The sequence below is a fragment of the Janthinobacterium woesei genome, from assembly GCF_051380875.1.
Lineage (GTDB): Bacteria > Pseudomonadota > Gammaproteobacteria > Burkholderiales > Burkholderiaceae_D > Janthinobacterium.
This window is the reverse complement of the sequence record NZ_JBNYXW010000006.1, coordinates 256,233-279,108: the sequence shown is the minus strand read 5'-3', so window position 1 is coordinate 279,108 and position 22,876 is coordinate 256,233. Positions and strand designations below refer to the sequence as shown.

Here is a 22,876-nt window from a genome sequence, read left to right as displayed (position 1 = left end):
GACAGCGTTACTTTTTGCCGGCTGTCTCTTTCCATTGTTTCAGGAAGGCCATGCGCTTGGCTGGTCCCAAAAATTGCAGGATGATCGGGTGCACGGGAATCGGCTTGACGTTGGCCGCGCCGATTTCCTTGATCAGCTCAACCGAGGTAGTTTCCCCCGTCACGTCGGCGCGAATGGCGAACAGCTTGGCGCCGTTCGAGATGACGGTCTGGCCCCGGTGCGACAGTATGTAATCGAGCCAGAGTTTGCCGGCGTTGACGTTCTTCGCGTTCTTGTTGATGAACTGCACGCGCGACAGTATCAGCGTGTAATCCTTGGGCAGCACCACGCCGATCGACGGGTCGGTCTTGGCGCGCACCAAGGCGTAAGAGCCCAGCACGTTGTAGCCGATCAGGTTTTCGCCCGACGAAATGCGCTCCATCATGGTACCCGTCGACGACTGCACGCGCACCTTGGCCGCACCAAACGCGTTTTCCAGCGCCAGGAATTGCGGGTACTCCTTGGCGTCCTGCGCCATGAACATGAAGCCGACGCCCGATTTTTCGATATCGTAGGTGGTGACCTTGTCCTTGAATTTCGGCGTGGCGATCAGCTTGACGAAGTCGTCGTGATTCTTTGGCACTTCCTTCGGATCGACCAATCGCTTGTTGTAGACGATGGCGGCCGGCTCGAACGTGGTGCCGTAAGCCTGGTCATCCCACATCGCCCAGCCGGGAATCTTCGACGCTTCCACGGATTTGTACTTGAGCGCGTAGCCGTCCGAGGCCAGGCGCATCTGCAAGTCCATCGCCGACGACCACATGACGTCGGCTGTGTTGCCGCCGGCGGCCACTTCGGAAATGAAGCGGTTGTACACCTCGGTGGAATTCATGTCGTTGTATTCGACCGAAATGCCGGGATACAGGGCGCTGAAATCCTTGATCAGCGGCGCGGCCGCCTTGCTGTCGGTGGCGCTGTAAATGACTACCTTGCCTTCCTTCTTGGCCGCGTCGATGATCTTCTGGTAGTCGGCCGGATAGCCGGGTGGCACTTGCGCGAAGGCGGCGCCGGCCAGGCTGGCAAACGCAGTGGCAATGGCGGCTTGAAGCAGTGTCTTGGTGTGCATGGGGTTGTCTCCGTCTGTGATGTTGAGTTTTTTTATTACTGATGATGCCGTTCAGCGCATCAATCCGAGTTCAGTGGCCTGTCGCGCATAGTCGTCGACTGCTTTCCTGACATAGGCCGTCAGTTTCGGCCCCGTCAGGGCGAATGGATACAAGCCGGCCTGCGCGCGCCATTCGGCAAACTGCGGCGTAGCCATGGCGCGTTCAAAGGTGGCCACCCAGCGCTGGTAGTCTGCCTCGGGCACCTGTGGCCCCATCCAGACGCCACGGATGATGGGCCAGACCACGTCGATGCCCTGCTCGCGCGCCGTCGGCACGCCGGCCAGCACGCCCGGCAGGCGTTTTTCCGACAGTACCGCCAGCACGCGTGCATGGTTGGCGCTGGCGTTCAGCGTGGCCTCGGACGTGTCGCCCGAGACCACCTGCACGTAGTCGGCCTGCATCGCCGTAAATACTTCGCCGCCGCCTTCGAGCGCGACGAAACGCAGCACCTTCGGGTCGATGCCGGCATGGCGCGCCACCAGCGCCATCTTCAGCCAGTCCTGGCTGCCGATGGTGCCGGAGACGCCGATCAGCACTTTGTCCGGATGCTGGCGCAGCGCCGCGATCAGGTCGGCCAGCGTCTTGTAGGGCGAATCGCTGCGCACGGCGATCATGCCGTAGTCGGCGCCCAGCGCTGCCACCCAGCGCACGTCGCCCGCCTTGGCATTGCCGAACTTGCCCTGCGCCAGATTGAGCAGCGAGCCGCCCGAAAACGCCACCAGGGTGTTCGGCTCCGCGCGGCGCCGCTGCGACACCATCGAATGCCACGCCACCGCGCCGATGCCACCGGGCAGATAGCTGATACGCATCGGTGCGGCCACACCTGCCGCGCCCTCCTGCGCCAAGCCTTTTTTCGCCAGCTTGCAGGTCAGGTCCATGGCGCCGCCCGGCTTGGACGGCACCACGCACTCGACTGGCGCTGGCGTAGCCGCCTGTGCACCGGCAATGGCAGGCAACAGGCAAAACAGGGACAAGGACAGGAACAGGGAACGCAGCATGGTCATGGCTTAAAAGCGGTGCTGGATGCCGGCGATCAGGCCGCGCTGCGTATCGCCGAAACCGGCATCGTCGCGCGACAGGCTGACCAGTTGATTGTGCTTGGCCTTGGCGTAGGCGCCGGCCACGTACAGGTCGGTGCGCTTGGACAGGGCATAACGCACGCGTGCCACGTACATGATCGGATCGGCATCGAGGTTGGCGGCCACGTTTTTCACGTCCTGGTAGTAGATCACGCCGGTCAGGGTAATCACCGGCGTGGTCTTGTAGCTGACGCCGCCCCAGTACAGGGTACCGCGCACGTCCGCCTTGCCCGCTGCTGCCAGGTCGAGCTTGTAGTCGCGCGCTGCCGCCTGCACTTTCCACGGGCCGTCGTCATACATGGCGCCCACGTGATACACGGTGGTCTTGTCGCGCGCACCACCGGCGATGGCATTGCCGTTGACCTGTTCATACGTGGCCAGCAAGCTGACGGGACCCGTTTTATAAGTGAGCGCCGTGGACAGCTTGGCGCTGTCCGAATTGCCCGTCGTCTGCTCGCCGAAACCGTACGATGCGCCGTAGCTGAAGCCGCCCGTCTTGCCCGAGTATTTGACCATGTTGTCAAACGCAGTGGTCATGCCGTACTTGCTTGGGCCGGTTGCATTGGCCGAAGTGGCCCACGAATAGAAAGGCGCATAAGCCATGGGGTCGAACGGCAGCACGAAGTCATACACGGTGGTAAATGAGCGGCCCAGCACGACGCGGCCAAAATCGCCTTCCAGGCCCACATTGGCCTGGCGCTTGAACAGCGCGCCATCTGCGGCGCCCGTGTCGACCAGGATGCCGCCTTCCAGATTGAATACGGCTTTCAAGCCACCGCCCAGGTCTTCGCTGCCCAAGATGCCCCAACGCGAGGTGTTCATGCCGCCCGAACTGACTTGCGTCGAGGAACCCTTCGTGGGGCCGGCATTGCTGGTGTTGCTGATACCGGCGTCGAGGCGGCCGTACAGGGTGACGTTCGACTGGGCCTGGGCGCTGCCGGCAGTGGCCAGGACAGCCATGGCGGCCAGCGAGAATGCGGTTTTCTTCATGTAGAGTGTCTCCCTTAGATATAGTTATTAGTGATATGCCTGATCAATTTCATGAATCAGGATCACACTATATGAGCGCCATCCTTTCAATTCGCTTTCAGAGCGACATGTGTCGCCGGCCAGCCACAACTGACACAAACATATTCATTGCCGCCCCTGTCGGCGACGCGCCGACAGGCTTACACTGTATCGTTTCAAACGAATGGCGGAGACCATGCGCATATTATTAGTGGAAGACCATCTTGAGCTGTCGCACTGGCTGGCAAAGGCCCTGCGCGACGCGCATCTGACAGTGGAGACGGCCCACAACGGCGCCGATGCCGACGCCCTGCTGCACACGCAGGAATATTCATTGGTGCTGCTCGACCTGACCTTGCCGAAGATGGATGGCCTGGACGTGCTGCGCCGCCTGCGCGCGCGCGGCGGCACGCGCGGCAAGACCCCCGTCATGATACTCACGGCACGCGGCGGCCTGGATGAAAAAGTGCAGGGCCTGAACCTGGGTGCGGACGACTACATGGCCAAGCCGTTCGAGCTGGCCGAACTGGAAGCGCGCGTGAAGGCCCTGCTGCGCCGCAGCCAGGGTAACGAGGCACTCGTGCACACCTGCGGCGCGCTCAGTTTCGACACCGTCACGCGCATGTTCAGCTATGGCGGCGCGGCACTGGCCCTGACGCCGCGCGAACATGCGGTGCTCGAAGCGCTGATCACGCGCTCGGGGCGCGCCGTGTCGAAAGAAAAGCTGTTCGACGAAGTGTTTGCGCTGGCCGACGACGCCAACCTGGACGCCATCGAACTGTACATCCACCGCGTACGCAAGAAGCTGGAGTACAGTGTTGAAGGCGGCGTGGAAAGCGGCTCGCCAGGAGGCGCCGTCATCACCACCTTGCGCGGCATCGGCTACCTGCTGCAGCCGCGCAGCGCCATGGCGCCAGCCACGCCAAAATGAGCACCGCCACGCAACACCTGCGCCTGCCCCTGCTTGAGCGCCTGCGCCGGCGCTACGCGCAGGGCCGGCCGCTGGGCAGCCTGCGTAGCCAGCTGCTGCGCTGGCTGCTCATCCCGCTGGTGATGCTGGTGCTGCTGGATGCCTTTTTCGTCTACCGCAACGCCCTCGATGCGGCCGACATGGCCTACGACCGCTCGCTGCTGGCGTCGACGCGCGCGCTGGCCGAGCGCGTTTCCATCGTCGGCGGCAAGGTGGTGGCCGAGGTGCCCTACGTGGCGCTCGACAGCTTCGAGACCGACACCCTGGGCCGCATCTACTACAAGGTCACGGGCATCAATGGCGAACTGGTGTCGGGCTATGGCGACCTGCCGCCGGTGCCCAAAAACGTGCCCCGTTCGCAGAATTATCCGGCCCTGGTGCGCTTCTATCACGCCGACTACCATGGCAAGCAGATACGCATCGCCGCCCTGCTGCAACCGGTATATGACGACTCGATGCGCGGCATCGCCCTGATCCAGGTGGCCGAAACCCTGGACGCGCGGCGCGGCCTGTCGAACCAGATTTTATTCGACACCCTGAGCTGGCAGGCGGCGATGATACTGGTGATGGGCGCGCTGGTGTGGTTTGCCGTGCGCCTGGTGCTGCAGCCGCTGATGCGCTTGAAAACGGAAGTCGAGACGCGCGCCCTGTCCGACCTGTCCGACGTCGATCCCGCGCTGGTGCACAAGGAAATGCGCCCGCTGGTCAGCGCCATGAATGGCTCCATGTCGCGCCTGCAGCAACTGATCGCCAGCCAGCGCCGCTTCATCGCCGACGCCTCGCACCAATTGCGCACGCCGTTGACCGTGTTGAAAACCCAGGCCGAACTGGCCTTGCGCGCATGCGACCGCCAGGGCGCCGCGCCGCAGGACATGGCCGCCTTGCGCGACATCGTGCGCTCCATCGCCGCCACTACCGATTCCACAGTGCTGCTGGCCAACCGGCTCCTGACGCTGGCGCGTATCGAGCATGGCGGTGACAGCCTGGCGATGGACAGCGTCCCGCTGCGCGCCGTGGCACAGCAGGTGGGACTGGAAATGGCCGTGGTCGCCGTCGGCAAGCATATCGATTTATCGCTGGAAGCGCCCGACGAGGCGCCCGTGCATGGCCAGGCCCTGCTGCTGCACGAACTGCTGGCCAATCTGGTCGACAATGCGCTGCACTACACGCCACAGGGCGGCAGCGTCATCTTGCGCGTACGCGCGGCGCAAGGTAGCCAAGGCGCAGTGCTGGAAGTGGAAGACAGTGGCAAGGGTATTGCGCCGGCCGAACGCGAGCGCGTCTTTACGCCGTTTTACCGCGTCGGCGCGGCGCTCGAAAGTAATCCTGGCGGTGCAGGACTGGGCCTGGCCATCGTGCGCGATATCGCCGCCCTGCATGGCGCCAGGCTGGAACTGGCGACGGCAGACAATGGCCATGGCTTGAAAGTAGGCGTGCATTTCACCGCCGCGCCAGTCGATGCTAAGATCTCGCCCTGAGATATTAATGAAGGCACACTGCCATGATGACCAAAGAAGACGTAACCGAACTGTTTGCCAATATCGCCGAGAACGCGCCATGGGACCTGTCCCAGCCGCTGTTGTGGGGCTATTACTTCACCAACCCGGCATCCGGGCCGCTGGAACAGGCCGCCGCGCTGCTGGCGATCCAGGGCTACCGTCCGGTAGAGCTGTACCAGCCGGAGCTCGATGACCCGGCTGCCACGCCCGTATGGGTGCTGCACGTGGAAAAAGAGGAAGTGCACGGCGTCGACAGCCTGCACGCGCGCAATGGCGAACTGATGCAGTTTGCGCAAGAACAAAAACTGGCCAGTTATGACGGCATGGATGTGGGTCCGGCCGGCCAGGACAAGGACGTGCCGCAGTTCTAGTGACACCTGACAAAACCTACTGCGCGTCGTGATTTGCGCTCTGCGATGCTCACTGTACCTTCGTACAGTTGCGCTTCTCGAACACAACTCCCTTCCGCTCGCTACGGTTTTGTCAGGCGTTGCAAGACTGTGGCGATGCAAAACGGCGCCCGCGGGCGCCGTTTTGCATCGCACTGAGGAAACGATTAGCTGAGGTTTTCCAGGCGTATCTTGGTGACGGTGCCCACCACGCTGCTCAAGGCTTCCATTTTCTCGATGGCAGCCGTGACGTTCTTTTCCTGCGTCTGATGCGTCAGCATGATGATGTCCGTATGCGTCTCGCCTTCGGCCGGCTCTTTTTGCAGCATGGCGTCGATCGAGATGCTGCGTTCGGCCAGGATGCGCGTCAGGTCGGCCAGCACGCCTGGCTGGTCGGCCACGTGCATGCGCAGGTAGTAGCTGGTGGTGATTTCCGACATCGGCAGGATGTCGATGTTGGTCATCGCGTTCGGCTGGAAGGCCAGGTGCGGCACGCGGTGTTCCGGGTCGGCCGTGGCCAGGCGGGTGATGTCGACCAGGTCGGCGATCACCGACGAAGCGGTCGGCTCGGCACCGGCACCGCGGCCCGAGTACAGGCTGGCGCCGACGGCGTCGCCATGCACCAGCACCGCATTCATGGCGCCTTCCACGTTGGCGATCAAGCGCTTGGCCGGAATCAGGGTCGGATGCACGCGCAGCTCAATGCCTTCCACGCCATTGACGGTGGTGCGCTTGGTGATGCCCAGCAGCTTGATGCGGTAGCCCAGCTGCTCGGCGTAGCGGATGTCGACCGCATTCAGATTGCTGATGCCTTCCACGTAGGCCTTGTCGAACTGCACCGGGATGCCAAAGGCGATGGCCGACATGATGGTGGCCTTGTGCGCGGCGTCGACGCCTTCGATGTCGAAGGTAGGGTCGGCTTCCGCGTAACCGAGTTCCTGCGCCTGTTTCAGCACAGTAGCGAAATCGAGGCCCTTGTCGCGCATTTCGGAGAGGATGAAATTGGTGGTGCCGTTGATAATGCCGGCGATCCATTCGATGCGGTTGGCCGTCAGGCCTTCTCGCAGCGCCTTGATGATCGGGATGCCGCCGGCGACGGCCGCCTCGAAGGCCACCATCACGCCCTTGTCTTGGGCGGCGGCGAAGATTTCGTTGCCATGCACGGCCAGCAGGGCCTTGTTGGCAGTGACCACGTGCTTGCCGTTGGCAATCGCTTGCAGCACCAGAGTCTTCGACAGGTCGTAGCCGCCGATCAGTTCGACGACGATGTCGATGTCGGGATCGTTGACGATCAGGTACGGGTCATTGACGACCTTGCAGGCGCCGGCGACCAGCGCCTCGGCACGCGCCACGTCGCGCACGGCAACGGCGACGACTTCAATGCCGCGGCCCGCGCGGCGCTTGATTTCTTCCTGATTGCGTTTCAGGACACTGAACGTGCCGTATCCGACATTGCCCAGGCCCAACAGGCCGATCTTGATGGATTTCATAGTTTTACTTGACTGCTCATAAGTGGCGCCGCCGAGTGCAGCGCCAGGTTGATCGGTATTGCTACTGGCCGGCTCAGAGCCGGCTGTGACGCTTGCGGTAACCTTCGAGGAAGCGCGCAATGCGTCCCATGGCATCGGTCAGGTCATCGGAATTGGGCAGGAAGACGACGCGGAAGTGGTCCGGCGCAATCCAGTTGAAGCCCGTGCCCTGCACGATCAGGACCTTGGCTTCGGCCAGTAATTCATAGGCAAACTGCTGGTCATCGGCGATCGGATAGATCTCCGGGTCCAGGCGCGGGAACATGTACAGCGCCGCCTTCGGCTTGACACAGGTGACGCCCGGAATATCGGTCAGCAGCTTGTGCGCCAGGTCGCGCTGTTTCAACAATCGCCCGCCAGGCCCTACCAGGTCTTGTATGCTCTGGTAGCCGCCAAGCGCCGTCTGGATGGCAAATTGCCCCGGGACGTTGGCGCATAGCCGCATCGAGGCCAGCATGTTGAGGCCCTCGATGTAATCCTTGGCGTGCCGCTTTTCGCCCGAGACCACCATCCAGCCAGAGCGGTAGCCGCAGGAGCGGTAATTTTTCGACAAGCCGTTCATGGTAATGAACAGCACGTCATCGGCCAGCGAGGCGATCGACACGTGCTCGGCTTCGTCGTACAGCACCTTGTCGTAGATCTCGTCGGCGAAAATGATCAGCTGGTGCTGGCGCGCCAGTTCGACGATCTGCTGCAGCACTTCCACCGGATACAGCGCACCGGTGGGATTGTTCGGGTTGATGACGACGATGGCGCGCGTCTGCGGCGTGATCTTGCGGCGCATGTCCTCGATGTCGGGATACCACTCATTCTGTTCGTCGCACACATAATGCACGGGATTGCCGCCGGACAGGCTGACAGCGGCCGTCCACAGCGGGTAGTCCGGCGCCGGCACCAGCACTTCGTCGCCGCTGTTGAGCAGCGCGTTCATCGACATGACGATCAGCTCCGAGGCGCCATTGCCCAGGTAAATGTCATCGATGGTCACGCCGGCGATATTCTTGCCCTGGGTGTAGTGCATGACGGCTTTGCGCGGCGCAAACATGCCCTTCGAATCCGTATAGCCGGCCGCATTTTGCAGATTGAGCATCATGTCGCGCACGATCTCGTCGGGCGGATCGAAGCCGAACACGGCCAGATTGCCGATATTGAGCTTGGTGATCTTGTGGCCTTCTTCTTCCATTTGCCTGGATTTTTCCAGGACCGGGCCGCGGATGTCGTAGCAGACGTCCGCCAATTTATTCGATTTCTGAATCGGTCGCAAAATAAATCCCTGTCGTGATGTGGCGCGGCCGGCCTACGCTTGCAGCATGATAGCCGCGCCAGAACTGTGAACCCGTGAGACTGCAATGCGAAAACAACTATTCTCGCCGAAAGCAGGCCATTTTATCAAATTAAACATGGCCAATTGCAGCATTTCGCGCCATTTCTGCCACGCCAGGCGGCGCGCGCGTGCCTTTTCCGCCGGGCGATCTTCATCTTCCCTTAATCTTTGCGTATTACTATGGCAAGCGCCACCGGCTACCGTTGCTTTAAAGATTGCAAATTGGAAAGGATGTTGCTTAGCATTCGCTCTTTTCTGTCATTTATGGCATGCTTATGCCCCTTCGACGCGTCGCCCGTCCAGCGGCGCACGCACCGATCAACCGACACGACCAGCCCCAACATCGCCATGAAACTTCATGCCAGCAACACCCAACAATACCAAACCGTCACAGGCTACGATGAAAATGGCGTGGAAATCAACGCCAAACCATATCACTATAGCCTGATCGTCATGCCGGAAGCGCCACCGCGGGCGTGGGAAGTGGCCAGTTTCGAGCAGTTGAGCGAAGCGCATTTCGCGCAAATCCTGGCCGACGCACCCGACGTGGTCATTCTCGGCACCGGCGAGCGCCAGCGCTTCGTGCATCCGAAGCTGACCGCCGCGCTGACCATGCGCCGCATCGGCGTCGAGTGCATGGATAGCCAGGCCGCCTGCCGCACCTACAATATCCTCATGGGCGAAGGCCGCAAGGTCACGCTGGCCCTGATCTTGACGCCCGGCGCGAGCAGCGCTGCATGAAAATCAACATCAACGAACTGCACGCATCGCGGGTGCTGATGTGGTCGCTGCTGGGCATCTTCATCGTCGTCACCCTGTATGCGCTGGGCGTGCGCACCCTGGTGCCGCCCGATGAAGGGCGCTACGCCGAGATGGCGCGCGAAATGTTCGCCACGGGCGACTGGATCACCACGCGCCTGAATGGCATCAAATACTTTGAAAAGCCGCCGCTGCAAACCTGGATGAACGCCCTCACTTTCGCCGCCTTCGGCCTGGGTGACTGGCAGGCGCGCCTGTGGACTGGCCTGTGCGGCATCATCGGCGTGTGCATGACGGCATATGCGGGCAAGAAGGTTTTCGGCCCGCGCGTGGGCCTGTATGCGGGCCTGGTGCTGGCATCGAGCCTGTTCTGGCTCGCCTCTGGCCAGATCAATTCACTCGACATGGGCCTGTCGGGCATGATGACCATCGTGCTGGCCAGCCTGCTGATCGCCCAGCGCGACGAATCGACGCCGCTTGAGCAGCGCAACTGGATGCTGGCTTGCTGGGCCGGCATGGCGCTGGCCGTCCTGGCCAAAGGTCTGATCGGTATCGTGCTGCCGGGCGCCGTACTGGTACTGTATTCGCTGTGCGCACGCGACTGGCGCATCTGGACGCGCTTGCACCTGGTCAAGGGCCTGCTGGTTTTCTTTGCCATCGCCACGCCGTGGTTCGTGGCAGTTGCCCTGCGCAATCCGGAACAGCCGCATTTTTTCTTCATCCACGAGCATTTCCAGCGCTTCCTGATGAAGGGCCACAAGCGCGAAGGCGCCTGGTATTACTTCCTGGTGCTGCTCATTCCAGGCATGCTGCCATGGATAGGCGTGCTACCGCAAAGCCTGGCGGCTGCCTTCAAGCGCCAGGACGGCGCCTTCCAGCCCCGTTTGATGCTGCTGGTCTGGGCCGTCTTCATTTTCTTCTTCTTCAGCTATTCGACCTCGAAGCTGCCCGGCTACATCGTGCCCATCTTCCCCGCACTGGCGCTGCTGATCGCGCTGTTCCTGGAATCGGCCTCGCGCCGCCAGCGCATGCTGGCCGCCTGCGTGCTGTGCGTGCTGGGTGCGGCCATCCTGATTGGCGGGCCGATCGCCTTCGGCAAGGCCAGCGCGCGCGATCCGGCAGCCCTGATCGCCTTGAAAGGCTACCAGCCATGGCTGATGGCGGCCGGCTTCTTCGCCCTGGCCGGTGGCGCCTTAGCCTTGCTGTATGCGCGTCAATTGCGCCGCGACATGACCGTGCTGACGATCGCCGGCGCCGGCTTCCTCGCCACGCACTGCATCCTGGCCGGCTCCGAACTGTATGGCCAGAACCGCGCAGGCACCGATTTGCTGCAGCAGATCCAGGCCGAACTGAAGCCCGACACCAAGCTTTACTCGGTGGGCATCTATGAACAGTCGCTGACGTATTATTTGCAGCGGCCCGTGATCCTTGTCGATTACTGGGATGAGTTCACCTTTGGCTTGAAACAGCAGCCGGAACTGTCGATACCGACCATCGAGCATTTCATTACGCAATGGACGCAGGACGCCAACGCCGGCGTGCGCGACATGGCCATTATCAGCCTGGACCGTTACAAGCAATTACAACAGCGTGGCGTCCCCATGCGAGTGATCGCAGAGGATGCGCGCCGCATGGTCATTGCCAACAAATAAATATTTTACAGGGGCGCGAGGTAAGACAACCGCGCGCCCCGGCCAGCTTGCCCCACTTCCGCATCAGAGAGATTTTTCCCGCTGAACCGGCTGCGCCGCCCTATTAACGTTATAAAATAGCCATGCCTGCCTGCGGACGCTGACCGCGCTGGCGGCCTGTGCGACGCCGAACCACTGATACACTGATCCAAGAACCGCGCCCCATGACCTCTACCCTGCCCTTTTTGCCTTTTTCCAAACCCACCATCGATGAAGCGACCATCACTGCCGTCGGCGAAGTGCTGCGCTCCGGCTGGATCACCAGCGGACCGAAAGTGCAAGCCTTCGAAGCCCAGTTGTCGCAATACTTCGGCGGGCGTCCCGTGCGCACCTTCAATTCGGGTACCTGCACCATGGAAATCGCGTTGCGCATCGCCGGCATTGGCCCTGGCGACGAAGTCATCACCACGCCCGTGTCATGGGTCGCGACGGCGAATGTGATCATCGAAGTGGGCGCCACGCCCGTCTTCGCCGACATCGACCCCGTCACGCGCAATATCGACCTCGACAAGCTGGAAGCGGCCATCACGCCACGCACCCGCGCCATCATCCCCGTCTACCTGTCGGGCTTGCCTGTCGACATGGACCGCCTGTACGCGATTGCTGGCAAGTACAATCTGCGCGTGGTGGAAGATGCGGCGCAAGCGTTCGGCTCGACGTGGAAAGGCAAGCGCATCGGCGCGTTTGGCGATTTCGTCTCGTTCAGCTTCCAGGCCAACAAGAACATCACCACGGGCGAAGGCGGTTGCCTGGTCCTCAACAATCTGGAAGAGGCGCGGCTGGCCGAGAAATACCGGCTGCAGGGCGTCACGCGCAGCGGCGTCGATGGCATCGACGTCGATGTACTGGGCGGCAAATACAATATGAGCGACATCATGGCCGCCATCGGCCTGGGCCAGTTCGCCAATATTGAAGCAATCACGGCACACCGCCGCGCGCTGGCACGCCATTATTTCGAGCAATTCGGCAGCGATTTCGAAGCCGCCAGCGGCGCCCAGTTGCCCGTGCAGGACTTTGACAACAGCAACTGGCATTTGTTCCAGATCATCTTGCCCGACAATGGCCCTGGCACGCGCGCCGCGTTCATGCAACAAATGGCACAACAGAACGTGGGAACGGGCTATCATTACGCACCGATCCACCTGTTTACCATGTACCGCGAACGCGGCTTTACCGAAGGCATGTTCCCTGTCGCGGAAAAAATTGGCCGCCTGACGGTGACCCTGCCCATGTTCTACGCCATGACCAAACAGGATGTGGAACGCGCCGTCGCTACCGTCAAATCCATCCTCATCAAGTGAGCAGCGCGCCGATGAAACCTGAACTGTCCATTATCGTCCCTATCTATAACGAACAGGATGGCCTGGCTGCCCTGTTCGCCCGCCTGTATCCGGCCCTCGATGCCTTGCAGACGAGCTTTGAGATCATCTTCGTCAACGACGGCAGCGGCGACAACTCGGTGGCCATCCTCGCCGAGCAGTTCCGCCAGCGCCCCGACGTCACGCGCGTGGTCTTGTTCAACGGTAATTATGGCCAGCATATGGCCATCCTCGCCGGTTTTGAAGCATCGCGCGGCCAGATCATGATTACGCTCGATGCCGACCTGCAGAATCCACCCGAGGAAATCGGCAACCTGGTGGCGAAGATGCGCGAAGGCTTCGACTACGTGGGTTCGATCCGGCGCAAGCGGCAAGACTCCGTCTGGCGCACCCTGGCCTCGAAGATGATGAACCGCCTGCGCGAACGCATCACCAACATCAAGATCACCGACCAGGGCAACATGCTGCGCGCGTATGGCCGCAACGTGATCGACCTGGTCAACCAGTGCGCCGAAGTCAACACCTTCGTGCCAGCATTGGCCTACACCTTTGCCCGCAAGCCCACGGAAATCACCGTCGAGCACGAGGAACGGGCGGCCGGCGAGTCGAAATACTCGCTGTACAGCCTGATTCGCCTCAATTTCGACCTGGTCACGGGTTTTTCGCTGATTCCCCTGCAAATATTTTCCATGCTGGGCATGCTGCTGTCGGCCAGCTCCGCCCTGCTGGTGCTGTATCTGCTGGTGCGCCGCTTCCTGCTGGGGGCCGAGGCGCAAGGCGTATTTACCCTGTTTGCCATCGCCTTCTTCTTCATGGGCGTGATCCTGTTCGGCATCGGCCTGGTGGGTGAATACGTGGGACGCATCTTCCAGCAAGTGCGCGCCCGTCCCCGCTATGTGGTGCAAACCATCTTGCAGGACGGCATGACCCAGGCGGAAGCCGAAGCGCCATCGTATGTGCGCCTGGAAAAACGCCAGGTGCTCCGTTGATGGGCGCCCCGCGCGCCGTCGTCTTCGGCTACCATAATGTCGGCGTGCGCTGCATCAAGGTGCTGCTGGCCGGCGGCGTCGATATCGCCCTGGTCGTCACGCACGAAGACAATCCGGCGGAAAACCTCTGGTTCGAATCCGTCGCCAGCCTGTGCCAGGCCGAAAACATTCCCTACATCACGCCGGGTGACGCACGCGCACCCGAACTGCTGGCGCAAGTGCAGGCAGCGCAGCCGGACATGCTGTTCAGTTTTTACTACCGCCACATGTTGCCAGCTAGCATCTTGGAAGTCGCGCCTGCCTACAATATGCACGGGTCGCTGCTGCCGCAGTTCCGCGGCCGCGCCCCCGTCAACTGGGCCGTGCTGCAGGGCGCCACGCAAACGGGCGCCACCCTGCATGAAATGACGGTCAAGCCGGACGCGGGCGCCATCGTGGCGCAAACGGCCGTACCCATCCTGCCCGACGACACCGCCTTCGAAGTCTTCGGCAAGGTCACCGTTGCCGCAGAACAAACCCTGTGGGGCGTGCTGCCGGCCTTGCTCAATGGCACGGCGCCGCGCCAGCCGAACGATTTAAGCCAGGGCGGCTACTTTGGCGGCCGCAAACCGGAAGACGGCCGCATCGACTGGACGTTAGCTGCGCAGCAGGTCTACAACCTGCACCGCGCGGTCGCGCCCCCCTACCCCGGCGCATTTACCGAAGTTAATAATGTCGTATACATCATCGAAAAAGCCCGCTTGAGCAAGCAGCCTGCGGGAAGTTTGCCAGCGGGCTTGGCGGTGGTGGATAATTGCATCTTTGGCGTCTGCGGAGACGGCCGCATGCTGGCCATTTCCGCACTGACGGCCGGTGATGAGACGATTTCGGCCAAGCAATTGCAAGAAAGACTGACTACCCACGTCAGCACACACTGAACATCACACACGAGAGTCTCATATGAAAAAAGTCCTTATCTTAGGCGTCAACGGCTTCATCGGCCACCACCTGTCCAAGCGCATCCTGGAAACCACCGACTGGCATGTCTACGGCATGGACATGAACACGGACCGCATCACCGACTTGCTGGACGACGAAAACTACAAGTCGCGCATGCACTTCTTTGAAGGCGACATCACGATCAACAAGGAATGGGTCGAGTATCACGTCAAGAAATGCGACGTAATCCTGCCGCTGGTGGCCATCGCCACGCCATCGACCTACGTCAAAGAGCCACTGCGCGTATTCGAGCTGGACTTTGAAGCCAACCTGCCGATCGTGCGCTCGGCCGCCAAGTACGGCAAGCACCTGGTCTTCCCGTCGACCTCGGAAGTGTATGGCATGTGCCACGACGAAGAATTCGATCCGGAAAATTCGGAACTGATCTGCGGCCCGATCAACAAGCCGCGCTGGATCTATTCGAACGCCAAGCAGCTGATGGACCGCGTGATCTGGGGCTACGGCATGGAAGGCTTGAACTTCACCCTGTTCCGTCCATTCAACTGGATTGGCGCCGGCCTGGACTCGATCCACACGCCAAAAGAAGGCTCTTCACGCGTCGTGACGCAATTCTTTGGCCATATCGTGCGCGGCGAGAACATCTCGCTGGTCGATGGCGGCGCGCAAAAACGCGCGTTTACCTACATCGACGACGGCATCGATGCACTGATGCGTATCATTGCTAACAAGAATGGCATCGCCAGCGGCAAAATCTACAACATTGGCAATCCAGTCAACAATTACTCGATCCGCGACTTGGCCGGCATGATGCTGACCTTAGCTGCCGAGTACCCGGAATACGCCGAAGGCGCGAAACACGTGGAAATCGTGGAAACGACCTCGGGCGCCTACTATGGCGCAGGCTACCAGGACGTGCAAAACCGCGTGCCAAAAATCACGAATACCTGTGAAGAGCTGGGCTGGGCGCCAACGACGTCCATGGCCGATTCCCTGCGCAATATTTTCGATGCCTACCGCAGCCAGGTAGCCCAAGCCAAAGCCTTGATGGATTAATGTTGAGCAAGCCGTTCCTGACCCTGAAGATCGACGTCGATACCTATCGCGGCACCCGCGAAGGTATGGGCAATCTGGTGCGCATGCTCGTTGCGCACCAGGCGAACGCCACTTTTTTGTTCTCGCTGGGCCCCGACCATACCGGTTGGGCCTTGCGGCGCGCCTTGCGGCCCGGCTTTTTCAGCAAAGTATCGCGCACCTCGGTGGTCGAGCACTATGGCTTGAAAACATTGATGTACGGCACCTTGCTGCCAGGACCCGATATCGGCAAGCAATGCGCGGCGCAACTGCGCGCCGTGCGCGATGCCGGTTTCGAGTGCGGCATCCACACCTGGGACCACACCCTGTGGCAAGACAATGTTGCCAAGCGCAACGCTGCCTGGACCATCAACATGATGCGCAAGGCCGCCAACCGCTATGCACAGGTATTCGAAGCCGCGCCGCATACGCACGGCGCGGCAGGCTGGCAAATGAATGTCAGCGCCTTTGCCGAGCACGACACGGCCGGCTACCATTACGCCTCCGATGGCCGCGCCATGCTCGACGAGCGTGGCGCCATGGTGCATCCGGGCAATGGCCCGCACCGCGTGCGCAATGGCAACAGCATACTGAAATGCGTGCAGTTGCCCACCACGCTGCCTACGCTGGATGAGCTGCTGGGCTGCGAAATCGATGGCAAACTGATTACAACCAGCAATGTTGCCGCACATATATTGTCACTGACGGCGGAAAACCCGCGCGATCATGTGTATACCTTACATGCGGAACTTGAAGGACAGAAACTCGCCCCCATTTTCGAACAACTGCTGGCTGGCTGGAAAGCCCAGGGCTACCAGTTCGCAGCAATGGGCGATTATTATGAAAAGATAAAAAATACCGACCTGCCCGTTTGCCCCATCAGCTGGGATGAACTGCCGGGGCGTTCCGGACGCCTGATTGTGCAGGGCAAAGCGGCCTGAATGCTGTATTGTTGCACCTGGATGCGTTGCCAGATTAAAAACAGCGCTGATGATCACCGTTCAGGAGAGAACCTGTGGCTGATAGCCAATCCCTCATTAGCATACCCGACTTTACCGCTGCAATGACCAGTGGCAAGACCATTCAGTTGCTGGGCCGTCCGGCCAAGGCCACGGTGCTGTTTTTCTATCCGAAGGACAATACCCCGGGCTGCACCACCGAAAACATCGCCTTCCGCGACGCCTATCCGCAATTCGTCGCAGCCGGCGTGGAAATCTACGGCATCAGCCGCGATTCCCTGCGCTCGCACGAAAGCTTCAAAACCAAGCTGGAGCTGCCGTTCGAACTCATTTCCGACCCGGACGAAGCCGTTTGCCAGCTGTTTACCGTCATGAAGATGAAACAGATGTATGGCAAGACGGTCCGCGGCGTCGAGCGCAGCACGTTTGTGATTGACGCTGAGGGCCGATTGGTGAAAGAATGGAGAGGCGTGAAGGTCGCAACTCACGTGGAAGAAGTGCTGGAATTCGTAGCGCATCTGAAATGATCCTTTTTGTTGATCAAATGCGCGTTGTCGGCTTCCAGCCAGCTTAATTCAACCTTAGCTCAACCGCAGTTCAGTTCACGGTACCTATCGCCATTTTGAGTCAACGAAGCGCCTCCCCCCACTCCGCCAGGCCGGCCTGTAGCCCGCCGATGGCGTTCATGACCGGCCATGCTGCCAGCCTTCCGGCAGTCACTCGTCCTGTAGCATTGTTGTCCCCCCCGCATCCACCCCATGAGAAGTGCCGCCAGAAGCTGGCTGCCCATGGGCGATTCATTCCAGAAATTTTTTGATTGAGATCCTGATGCCACTGCCAAAATTACCGAGCAAGCCAGCCACCATCCTGGCCACCCAAGATTACCCAACCGCAGGCGCAGCGCGCCCGGCCACCAAAACCCCGGCAGCCAAGAAAGTGGCTGCACCGATTATTCAAGCGGCGCTCGCCGAAGTTGCCAAGCCGGTCAAGAATGCGGCCACGAAGATCAAGCAAGTGGCAGCCCTGATGGTCGCCAAGCCTGTGCTGGCTCCGGCACCGGCGCCTGTGGTTGCCACACCTGCCGACGCCCCTGCGGCTGTCCCTGCAGCAAAAGCCAAGCCGGCGGCGAAAGGCAAGGTCACGCCGATCAAGTCCGTCAAGCAGGCCGAGCAGCCGCATCCAGCCAAGCACAAGGCGGTCGAAGTGCAGCTCAAGTCGTCGGCCAGCCGGGCCGCCGACCAGCGCGGCATCAGCAAGCTGTTCGTGCTCGACACCAACGTGCTGATGCACGATCCATCGTCGCTGTTCCGCTTCGAAGAGCACGATGTGTACCTGCCGATGATGACGCTGGAAGAGCTGGACAACCACAAGAAGGGCATGACAGAAGTGGCGCGCAATGCCCGCCAGGTCTCGCGCACCCTGGACGCCCTGATCAGCAACACGGATGACGACGCCATCGAACACGGCATCTTGCTGTCCAAGCTGGGCAACAAGGATGCCAAGGGCCGTTTGTTCTTCCAGACGCGTTTGCAAAGCGCCGACCTGCCGGCAGGTTTGCCTGTGGGCAAGGCCGATAACCAGATCCTGGCCGTCGTGCGCTCGCTCGAATCGGAACAGGAAGGCCGCCCAGTGGTGCTGGTGTCGAAAGACATCAACATGCGCATCAAGGCGCGCGCCCTGGGCTTGCCAGCCGAAGATTACTTCAATGACCATGTGCTGGAAGACACGGACTTGCTGTATTCGGGCATCGTGCAGCTGCCGGACGACTTCTGGAACAAGCACGGCAAGGACATGGAATCCTGGCAGGAAAGCAAGAACGGCTACAGCTCCACCTTCTACCGCGTGACGGGCCCGTTCGTGCCGTCGATGCTGGTCAACCAGTTCATCTACCTGGAACCGAAAGACGGCGAAACGCCATTCTATGGCCAGGTGAAACAGATCAACGGCAAGACGGCCGTACTGCAAACCCTGCGCGACTTCAGCCACACGAAGAACAATGTATGGGGCGTGACGGCGCGCAACCGCGAGCAGAACTTCGCGCTGAACCTGCTGATGAATCCGGAATGCGACTTCGTCACCCTGCTGGGTCAAGCCGGTACCGGCAAGACCCTGCTGGCTCTGGCCGCTGGCCTGGCGCAAGTGCTGGAAACCAAGCTCTACAACGAAATCATCGTCACCCGCGTGACGGTGCCAGTCGGCGAAGACATCGGTTTCCTGCCGGGCACGGAAGAAGAAAAGATGTCGCCATGGATGGGCGCCTTCGACGACAACCTGGAAGTGCTGAACAAGTCTGATTCCGACGGCGGCGAATGGGGCCGTGCGGCAACGCAAGACCTGATCCGCTCGCGCATCAAGATCAAGTCGCTCAACTTCATGCGCGGCCGCACGTTCGTGAACAAGTTCCTCATTATTGATGAAGCGCAAAACTTGACACCGAAACAAGTCAAGACCCTGGTCACGCGCGCCGGTCCCGGCACAAAGATCCTGTGTCTAGGCAACATCGCCCAGATCGACACGCCGTACCTGACGGAAGGTTCGAGCGGCCTGACCTATGTGGTCGACCGCTTCAAGGGCTGGACGCACAGCGGCCACGTCACCCTGGCACGCGGCGAGCGTTCGCGCCTGGCCGACCACGCCAGCGAAGTGCTGTAAGTTTTATACGGCGGCGCAAGCCGCCTCAGTGACCGAAAGCCCCGCCTGCAGTGCTGCAGGCGGGGCTTTTTTCATGTGCGCAACTTTTCTTGGCGGCAATTCGATTACCCCCCCCACTCCTTCAGGACAGCGTAGCCGCATGTTGGCAATTGTCACGCACAATGCCACTTCTGCGGCAACAGAATTATTTACTCTGCAGCATATTGCGCAGTATGCTGAGTAGCATGCCAAAGAAATATTGGCATCGCTAAAAGATGTGTCGAGCCATATCAAATATTATTACAAAATGAAATATTCATTCATAAAATGAATAGCCCCTATTGCCATTCTGAATTGGCCGGAAGCAGGCCTGCGGCCTATACTGATACCGTCTCCCCTACATTGCTCCCCATGCACACCAAGCTCAGCCCGCACGCACCGCGGGCTTTTTGTTCCCGGCACTTGCCACTCTGCCATTCCACCCAATGGTTTCTCAATAACAAGAACAGGGCGCGGCTTTCTCCGCCAGCCCAACACCCAACAGGGAGCACAGCATGATCGTGCGCGAGCGTCCTTCGGCGCTAAAGCTTTTCCTGGTGGTACGCGGCTCTGTCTTGCCCCGTATCCGCACCACCCTCATCGTCAATACCCTGATCGCCACCATCGTCACCTGGTGCCACGGCACCCTGTTCGACCACAAGATCATCCTCACTACCATCCCGTTTACCCTGATCGGCTTGCCGCTGGCCATCTTCCTTGGCTTTCGCAACACGGCAGCCTACGACCGCTACTGGGAAGCGCGCAAGCTGTGGGGCGAATTGGTCTTGCGCAGCCGCAACTTCTCGCGCCAATGCCAAACCATGATACGCAGCGACACTGTGGCCCACGCCAAACTGGGCCTCGATGACGTGCGCGTGCGCATGATTTACCGCACCATCGCCTTTTGCCATGCGCTGCGCCACCAGTTGCGCGACACGCGCGGCGCGGCCGACCTGCAGCCGCTGCTGCGCCCGGAGGAATGGGCAGCAGCTTGCAAGTCCTCGAACCCGTCCGATTACCTGATGCTGCAGATGGGCCATGACCTGGCCGACTGCGTCAAGCAGGGCCGCCTCGACAGCATCCTCGCCACGCAGATCGATAATACGGTCTCGGCCATGGTGGGTGCGGGCGCCTCGTGCGAACGCATCCGCAGCACCCCGATCCCGTTTTCGTACTCGCTGCTGCTGCACCGCACGGCGTATCTGTACTGTTTCCTGCTGCCATTCGGCCTGGTCGATTCGCTGGGCTTCATGACGCCGTTCGTCGTCGCCATCGTCGCCTACACCTTCTTTGGCCTGGACGCCCTGGGCGACGAGATCGAAGAACCATTCGGCGAAGACGCCAACGACTTGCCCTTGAGCGCCATGTGCCGCTCGATCGAGATCAACCTGCGCGAATCCCTGCAAGACGACAACGTGCCGCCACCCATGCAGGCCAACGATTTCATGCTCAATTAATCCACACGACAGCGCTTCCGCTTGACCTTACCATCGGGGCAAGGATTACAGTGGAAGCACTTAAACACTCAAGGAGTACTTGCCATGTATCAGTTACAAGTTGAAAACATGAGCTGTGGCCATTGCGTCGGCTCGGTCACGAAAGCGGTGCATGGCATTGACCCGCAAGCCCAGGTGCAAATCGACTTGGCCAGCAAGAGCGTCAAAGTGGAATCGCCCGCCGAACTGGGCGCCATCAGCGCCGCCATCGTCGAAGCGGGCTACCCCGTTACCAGCGCGCAATAAGCGACAAACGCACGAGACGGCCGGCCATTGCGCCGGCTGTTTTGCATTCAGCCGTCGAGTTCAGGGTAATGGCGGAAAATGCCTTCCTCGCTGAATGGCAGCCGGCGTTTCGACGCCAGGTAACGGGCGATATTCGGCCGCGCCGCCACAGCGTCGTGCAAATCAGACAAGGATGGGTATGCGGGTGCCAGGCGCGCCATGGCTTGCGGAAACGCATAGCGCAGGCCAGCCAGCATCTGGAACAGCGACAGGTCGCCATACGTGAGTTTTGGGCCCACCAGCCAATCGCCACGGCGCGGATTGTTCGCCAGCACTTGCGCAAAGTAGCTGAGGAACTTGGGCAAACGCGTCGCGCGGAAGTCCGCGCTGCGCAGCATCGCCGCCGGTTTTTGCTCCGCATAATACTGATTCATCGACAGCGGATGGTGCGTGTCGTGCACTTCCGTCAGCCAGTCGGCCATGGTCAGTTGCAGCTGGTTCAGCCACAGCCTGCCGGCCTCAGCGCGCGGCGCCAGGCCCAGCTGCTTACCCAGATAAAACAGGATATTGGGCGTCTGGCCGATCAGCAGGTCGCCATGGCCGAGCACGGGCGGCGCATACGCGGCATGGGGCGTGGCGTCGCCATCGAGGCAGGCCAGCATGGCGCTCATGCCCTGCTGTTTTCCCTTGCGCTCGGGCAGGCGCGCCACGTCCTGGTAGTCGACGCTTGCTTCTTCCAGCGCCAGGCGGACGAATTCGCCACGCCCCTGGATGGTGGGCCAGTAATACAGCAGATACGGTGCGCTCATGGACGACCTTCCAAGGGTGGCAAGAGTAATTAATCAAGGCTCAGCAGATACGCCGCCATGTCGCGCGCATCGCCCGCGCCCACGCCCAGGTTCGGCATGGCTGTATGCGGCTTCACGGCTTGCGGATCACGTATCCACTGCTGCAGATGCGCGCCGGTATTCGGCAGTCTGCCGGCCAGGTAGCGTCGCTGCGCCAGTTTGTCGAGCGGCGGGCCCACATACACTTGCGAGCCGGTGATGCCGGGGATCATGTGACAGGCCTGGCAGGCAAACTGCGTCAGCGCCAGCTTGCCGCGTTCGATGCTGCTGGCGGCACTGAAAGCGCGGCCCTGCGTGGCCTGTATCTTGTCGCTCAAAGGTGCCGCTGCGTTGCTCAGCTGGACATAGTCCCGGGTCGACACCGTCGGCAGCTGGCCAAGGAAAGCGACCACCGCCCACAACTGCGCCTCATCCAGATGATGGCCCCAGGCCGGCATGCCGCTCATCTTGATGCCGTGCCGCGTGATCCAGTACAGCTCGTTCGTGCGCCAGCGCTTGGCAGCATCGACCAGCGGTCCCGGCACCGGCTGCATGCTTTGTCCGATGGTTTGCTGCGCCACGCCCGGTGCGCCGTGGCATTGCGCGCAGTGCTGGCGGTACAGACCGGCGCCCGCCACCAGTTGCGCCCGGGCAGCGCCCACTGCCAGCGGTGCGGGCACGCGCACCTCGCTGGCATGGGTGCGTACCGATGCGTGCATGCCCTGTTCCAGCACGCTGTATATGGGTTGCCAATGCTGCCTGGTGGCGCCGATGTTGTACCAGCCGCTTTTCAACACCACCCAGCCACCGAGCGCACCTGCGGCGCCACACGCCAGCAAGGTGGCGGCGATGGTGCGGACGATGGTCGCGCGGCGTGAATTCATCTGGGCGTGTCCCCAAAATAGTGGAAGCGAGCTTGTCTGGCTGGCATTTCTATTGAACACAAGGAAAGAATATCTTTGCCGTATTATAAAGATTCACCAGGTTT

21 protein-coding genes are annotated in these 22,876 nt (G+C 60.9%); 14 read left to right on the top strand and 7 right to left on the bottom strand.

Translation table 11 applies throughout. From position 1 onward, the window contains the following. Window positions 1-7: 7 nt before the first annotated feature. Genes ACQ4W6_RS08920 through ACQ4W6_RS08910 form a run of 3 tightly spaced genes read right to left on the bottom strand, consistent with a single transcriptional unit; the run spans window position 8 to window position 3,214 of the window. The gene (locus tag ACQ4W6_RS08920; RefSeq protein ID WP_436566823.1) at window positions 8-1,105 is read right to left on the bottom strand and encodes an ABC transporter substrate-binding protein; all 1,098 of its coding nucleotides are present in this window, start codon (window positions 1,103-1,105) and stop codon (window positions 8-10) included. A 51-nt stretch (window positions 1,106-1,156) separates the two neighbouring features. Continuing rightward, a complete protein-coding gene (locus ACQ4W6_RS08915; RefSeq protein WP_436566822.1) occupies window positions 1,157-2,149 on the bottom strand; it encodes a Bug family tripartite tricarboxylate transporter substrate binding protein in 993 nt (330 codons plus the stop codon). A 3-nt stretch (window positions 2,150-2,152) separates the two neighbouring features. Continuing rightward, the gene (locus ACQ4W6_RS08910; protein WP_436566821.1) at window positions 2,153-3,214 is read right to left on the bottom strand and encodes a porin; all 1,062 of its coding nucleotides are present in this window, start codon (window positions 3,212-3,214) and stop codon (window positions 2,153-2,155) included. Window positions 3,215-3,428: 214 nt separating this feature from the next. On the opposite strand from ACQ4W6_RS08910, the gene ACQ4W6_RS08905 reads away from it, so the two are divergent. Genes ACQ4W6_RS08905 through ACQ4W6_RS08895 form a run of 3 tightly spaced genes read left to right on the top strand, consistent with a single transcriptional unit; the run spans window position 3,429 to window position 6,072 of the window. Next, window positions 3,429-4,163, top strand: a complete 735-nt coding sequence (locus tag ACQ4W6_RS08905) for a response regulator (RefSeq protein ID WP_436566820.1) — start codon at window positions 3,429-3,431, stop codon at window positions 4,161-4,163. Further along, window positions 4,160-5,680, top strand: a complete 1,521-nt coding sequence (locus ACQ4W6_RS08900; RefSeq protein WP_436566819.1) for a sensor histidine kinase — start codon at window positions 4,160-4,162, stop codon at window positions 5,678-5,680. Before ACQ4W6_RS08905 ends, ACQ4W6_RS08900 begins: the two co-directional genes overlap by 4 nt. Before the next feature lie 23 nt (window positions 5,681-5,703). After that, window positions 5,704-6,072, top strand: a complete 369-nt coding sequence (locus ACQ4W6_RS08895) for a ribonuclease E inhibitor RraB (protein WP_436566818.1) — start codon at window positions 5,704-5,706, stop codon at window positions 6,070-6,072. Between the two features lie 185 nt (window positions 6,073-6,257). On the opposite strand, the gene ACQ4W6_RS08890 is transcribed toward ACQ4W6_RS08895, so the two are convergent. Together ACQ4W6_RS08890 and ACQ4W6_RS08885 are read right to left on the bottom strand one after the other, a co-directional pair. Then, window positions 6,258-7,580, bottom strand: coding sequence for a homoserine dehydrogenase (locus ACQ4W6_RS08890; RefSeq protein WP_436566817.1), 1,323 nt, complete (start codon window positions 7,578-7,580; stop codon window positions 6,258-6,260). A gap of 73 nt (window positions 7,581-7,653) precedes the next feature. Next, entirely contained in the window at window positions 7,654-8,883 is a 1,230-nt protein-coding gene (locus tag ACQ4W6_RS08885; protein WP_436566816.1) for a pyridoxal phosphate-dependent aminotransferase, read from the bottom strand. 408 nt (window positions 8,884-9,291) lie between these two features. Here ACQ4W6_RS08885 and ACQ4W6_RS08880 point away from each other — a divergent pair, with 408 nt between their 5' ends. From ACQ4W6_RS08880 to ACQ4W6_RS08830, 11 genes are all read left to right on the top strand, one after another. Further along, window positions 9,292-9,684 (top strand): Mth938-like domain-containing protein, encoded by a 393-nt coding sequence (locus ACQ4W6_RS08880; protein WP_436566815.1) that lies wholly within the window; start codon window positions 9,292-9,294, stop codon window positions 9,682-9,684. Continuing rightward, window positions 9,681-11,354 (top strand): glycosyltransferase family 39 protein, encoded by a 1,674-nt coding sequence (locus tag ACQ4W6_RS08875; protein WP_436566814.1) that lies wholly within the window; start codon window positions 9,681-9,683, stop codon window positions 11,352-11,354. Before ACQ4W6_RS08880 ends, ACQ4W6_RS08875 begins: the two co-directional genes overlap by 4 nt. 203 nt (window positions 11,355-11,557) lie before the next feature. Beyond that, entirely contained in the window at window positions 11,558-12,694 is a 1,137-nt protein-coding gene (locus tag ACQ4W6_RS08870; protein WP_436566813.1) for a DegT/DnrJ/EryC1/StrS family aminotransferase, read from the top strand. An 11-nt stretch (window positions 12,695-12,705) separates the two neighbouring features. After that, a complete protein-coding gene (locus tag ACQ4W6_RS08865; protein ID WP_436566812.1) occupies window positions 12,706-13,701 on the top strand; it encodes a glycosyltransferase in 996 nt (331 codons plus the stop codon). After that, on the top strand, window positions 13,701-14,618 hold the full coding sequence (locus tag ACQ4W6_RS08860) for a formyltransferase (protein WP_436566811.1): 918 nt from the start codon (window positions 13,701-13,703) through the stop codon (window positions 14,616-14,618). Before ACQ4W6_RS08865 ends, ACQ4W6_RS08860 begins: the two co-directional genes overlap by 1 nt. A gap of 22 nt (window positions 14,619-14,640) precedes the next feature. Next, a complete protein-coding gene (locus tag ACQ4W6_RS08855; RefSeq protein WP_436566810.1) occupies window positions 14,641-15,693 on the top strand; it encodes a bifunctional UDP-4-keto-pentose/UDP-xylose synthase in 1,053 nt (350 codons plus the stop codon). Next, window positions 15,693-16,652: a polysaccharide deacetylase family protein gene (locus tag ACQ4W6_RS08850; protein WP_436566809.1), complete on the top strand. Its 960-nt coding sequence runs from the start codon at window positions 15,693-15,695 to the stop codon at window positions 16,650-16,652. Before ACQ4W6_RS08855 ends, ACQ4W6_RS08850 begins: the two co-directional genes overlap by 1 nt. Window positions 16,653-16,726: 74 nt before the next feature. Next, on the top strand, window positions 16,727-17,197 hold the full coding sequence (locus ACQ4W6_RS08845) for a peroxiredoxin (RefSeq protein ID WP_436566808.1): 471 nt from the start codon (window positions 16,727-16,729) through the stop codon (window positions 17,195-17,197). A 301-nt stretch (window positions 17,198-17,498) separates the two neighbouring features. Continuing rightward, window positions 17,499-19,322: a PhoH family protein gene (locus ACQ4W6_RS08840; protein ID WP_436566807.1), complete on the top strand. Its 1,824-nt coding sequence runs from the start codon at window positions 17,499-17,501 to the stop codon at window positions 19,320-19,322. A 533-nt stretch (window positions 19,323-19,855) separates the two neighbouring features. Next, window positions 19,856-20,797, top strand: coding sequence for a bestrophin family protein (locus ACQ4W6_RS08835; RefSeq protein WP_436566806.1), 942 nt, complete (start codon window positions 19,856-19,858; stop codon window positions 20,795-20,797). Window positions 20,798-20,881: 84 nt separating this feature from the next. After that, window positions 20,882-21,082, top strand: coding sequence for a heavy-metal-associated domain-containing protein (locus tag ACQ4W6_RS08830; RefSeq protein ID WP_436566805.1), 201 nt, complete (start codon window positions 20,882-20,884; stop codon window positions 21,080-21,082). Between the two features lie 47 nt (window positions 21,083-21,129). On the opposite strand, the gene ACQ4W6_RS08825 is transcribed toward ACQ4W6_RS08830, so the two are convergent. Continuing rightward, window positions 21,130-21,870, bottom strand: coding sequence for a glutathione S-transferase (locus tag ACQ4W6_RS08825; protein ID WP_436566804.1), 741 nt, complete (start codon window positions 21,868-21,870; stop codon window positions 21,130-21,132). Window positions 21,871-21,899: 29 nt separating this feature from the next. Further along, complete coding sequence (locus tag ACQ4W6_RS08820; protein WP_436566803.1) at window positions 21,900-22,772, bottom strand: c-type cytochrome; 873 nt, start codon at window positions 22,770-22,772, stop codon at window positions 21,900-21,902. Between the last annotated feature and the right edge of the window lie 104 nt (window positions 22,773-22,876).

What these genes read in the sequence shown, in the direction of transcription:
- ACQ4W6_RS08870 (WP_436566813.1), top strand. Translation starts at nt 11,558, where the DNA reads ATGACCTCTACCCTGCCCTTTTTGCCTTTTTCCAAACCCACCATCGAT.
- ACQ4W6_RS08860 (WP_436566811.1), top strand. Translation starts at nt 13,701, where the DNA reads ATGGGCGCCCCGCGCGCCGTCGTCTTCGGCTACCATAATGTCGGCGTG.
- ACQ4W6_RS08915 (WP_436566822.1), bottom strand. Translation starts at nt 2,149, where the DNA reads ATGACCATGCTGCGTTCCCTGTTCCTGTCCTTGTCCCTGTTTTGCCTG.
- ACQ4W6_RS08865 (WP_436566812.1), top strand. Translation starts at nt 12,706, where the DNA reads ATGAAACCTGAACTGTCCATTATCGTCCCTATCTATAACGAACAGGAT.
- ACQ4W6_RS08920 (WP_436566823.1), bottom strand. Translation starts at nt 1,105, where the DNA reads ATGCACACCAAGACACTGCTTCAAGCCGCCATTGCCACTGCGTTTGCC.
- ACQ4W6_RS08895 (WP_436566818.1), top strand. Translation starts at nt 5,704, where the DNA reads ATGATGACCAAAGAAGACGTAACCGAACTGTTTGCCAATATCGCCGAG.
- ACQ4W6_RS08890 (WP_436566817.1), bottom strand. Translation starts at nt 7,580, where the DNA reads ATGAAATCCATCAAGATCGGCCTGTTGGGCCTGGGCAATGTCGGATAC.
- ACQ4W6_RS08835 (WP_436566806.1), top strand. Translation starts at nt 19,856, where the DNA reads ATGATCGTGCGCGAGCGTCCTTCGGCGCTAAAGCTTTTCCTGGTGGTA.
- ACQ4W6_RS08830 (WP_436566805.1), top strand. Translation starts at nt 20,882, where the DNA reads ATGTATCAGTTACAAGTTGAAAACATGAGCTGTGGCCATTGCGTCGGC.
- ACQ4W6_RS08900 (WP_436566819.1), top strand. Translation starts at nt 4,160, where the DNA reads ATGAGCACCGCCACGCAACACCTGCGCCTGCCCCTGCTTGAGCGCCTG.
- ACQ4W6_RS08840 (WP_436566807.1), top strand. Translation starts at nt 17,499, where the DNA reads ATGCCACTGCCAAAATTACCGAGCAAGCCAGCCACCATCCTGGCCACC.
- ACQ4W6_RS08910 (WP_436566821.1), bottom strand. Translation starts at nt 3,214, where the DNA reads ATGAAGAAAACCGCATTCTCGCTGGCCGCCATGGCTGTCCTGGCCACT.
- ACQ4W6_RS08820 (WP_436566803.1), bottom strand. Translation starts at nt 22,772, where the DNA reads ATGAATTCACGCCGCGCGACCATCGTCCGCACCATCGCCGCCACCTTG.
- ACQ4W6_RS08875 (WP_436566814.1), top strand. Translation starts at nt 9,681, where the DNA reads ATGAAAATCAACATCAACGAACTGCACGCATCGCGGGTGCTGATGTGG.
- ACQ4W6_RS08905 (WP_436566820.1), top strand. Translation starts at nt 3,429, where the DNA reads ATGCGCATATTATTAGTGGAAGACCATCTTGAGCTGTCGCACTGGCTG.
- ACQ4W6_RS08880 (WP_436566815.1), top strand. Translation starts at nt 9,292, where the DNA reads ATGAAACTTCATGCCAGCAACACCCAACAATACCAAACCGTCACAGGC.
- ACQ4W6_RS08825 (WP_436566804.1), bottom strand. Translation starts at nt 21,870, where the DNA reads ATGAGCGCACCGTATCTGCTGTATTACTGGCCCACCATCCAGGGGCGT.
- ACQ4W6_RS08850 (WP_436566809.1), top strand. Translation starts at nt 15,693, where the DNA reads ATGTTGAGCAAGCCGTTCCTGACCCTGAAGATCGACGTCGATACCTAT.
- ACQ4W6_RS08855 (WP_436566810.1), top strand. Translation starts at nt 14,641, where the DNA reads ATGAAAAAAGTCCTTATCTTAGGCGTCAACGGCTTCATCGGCCACCAC.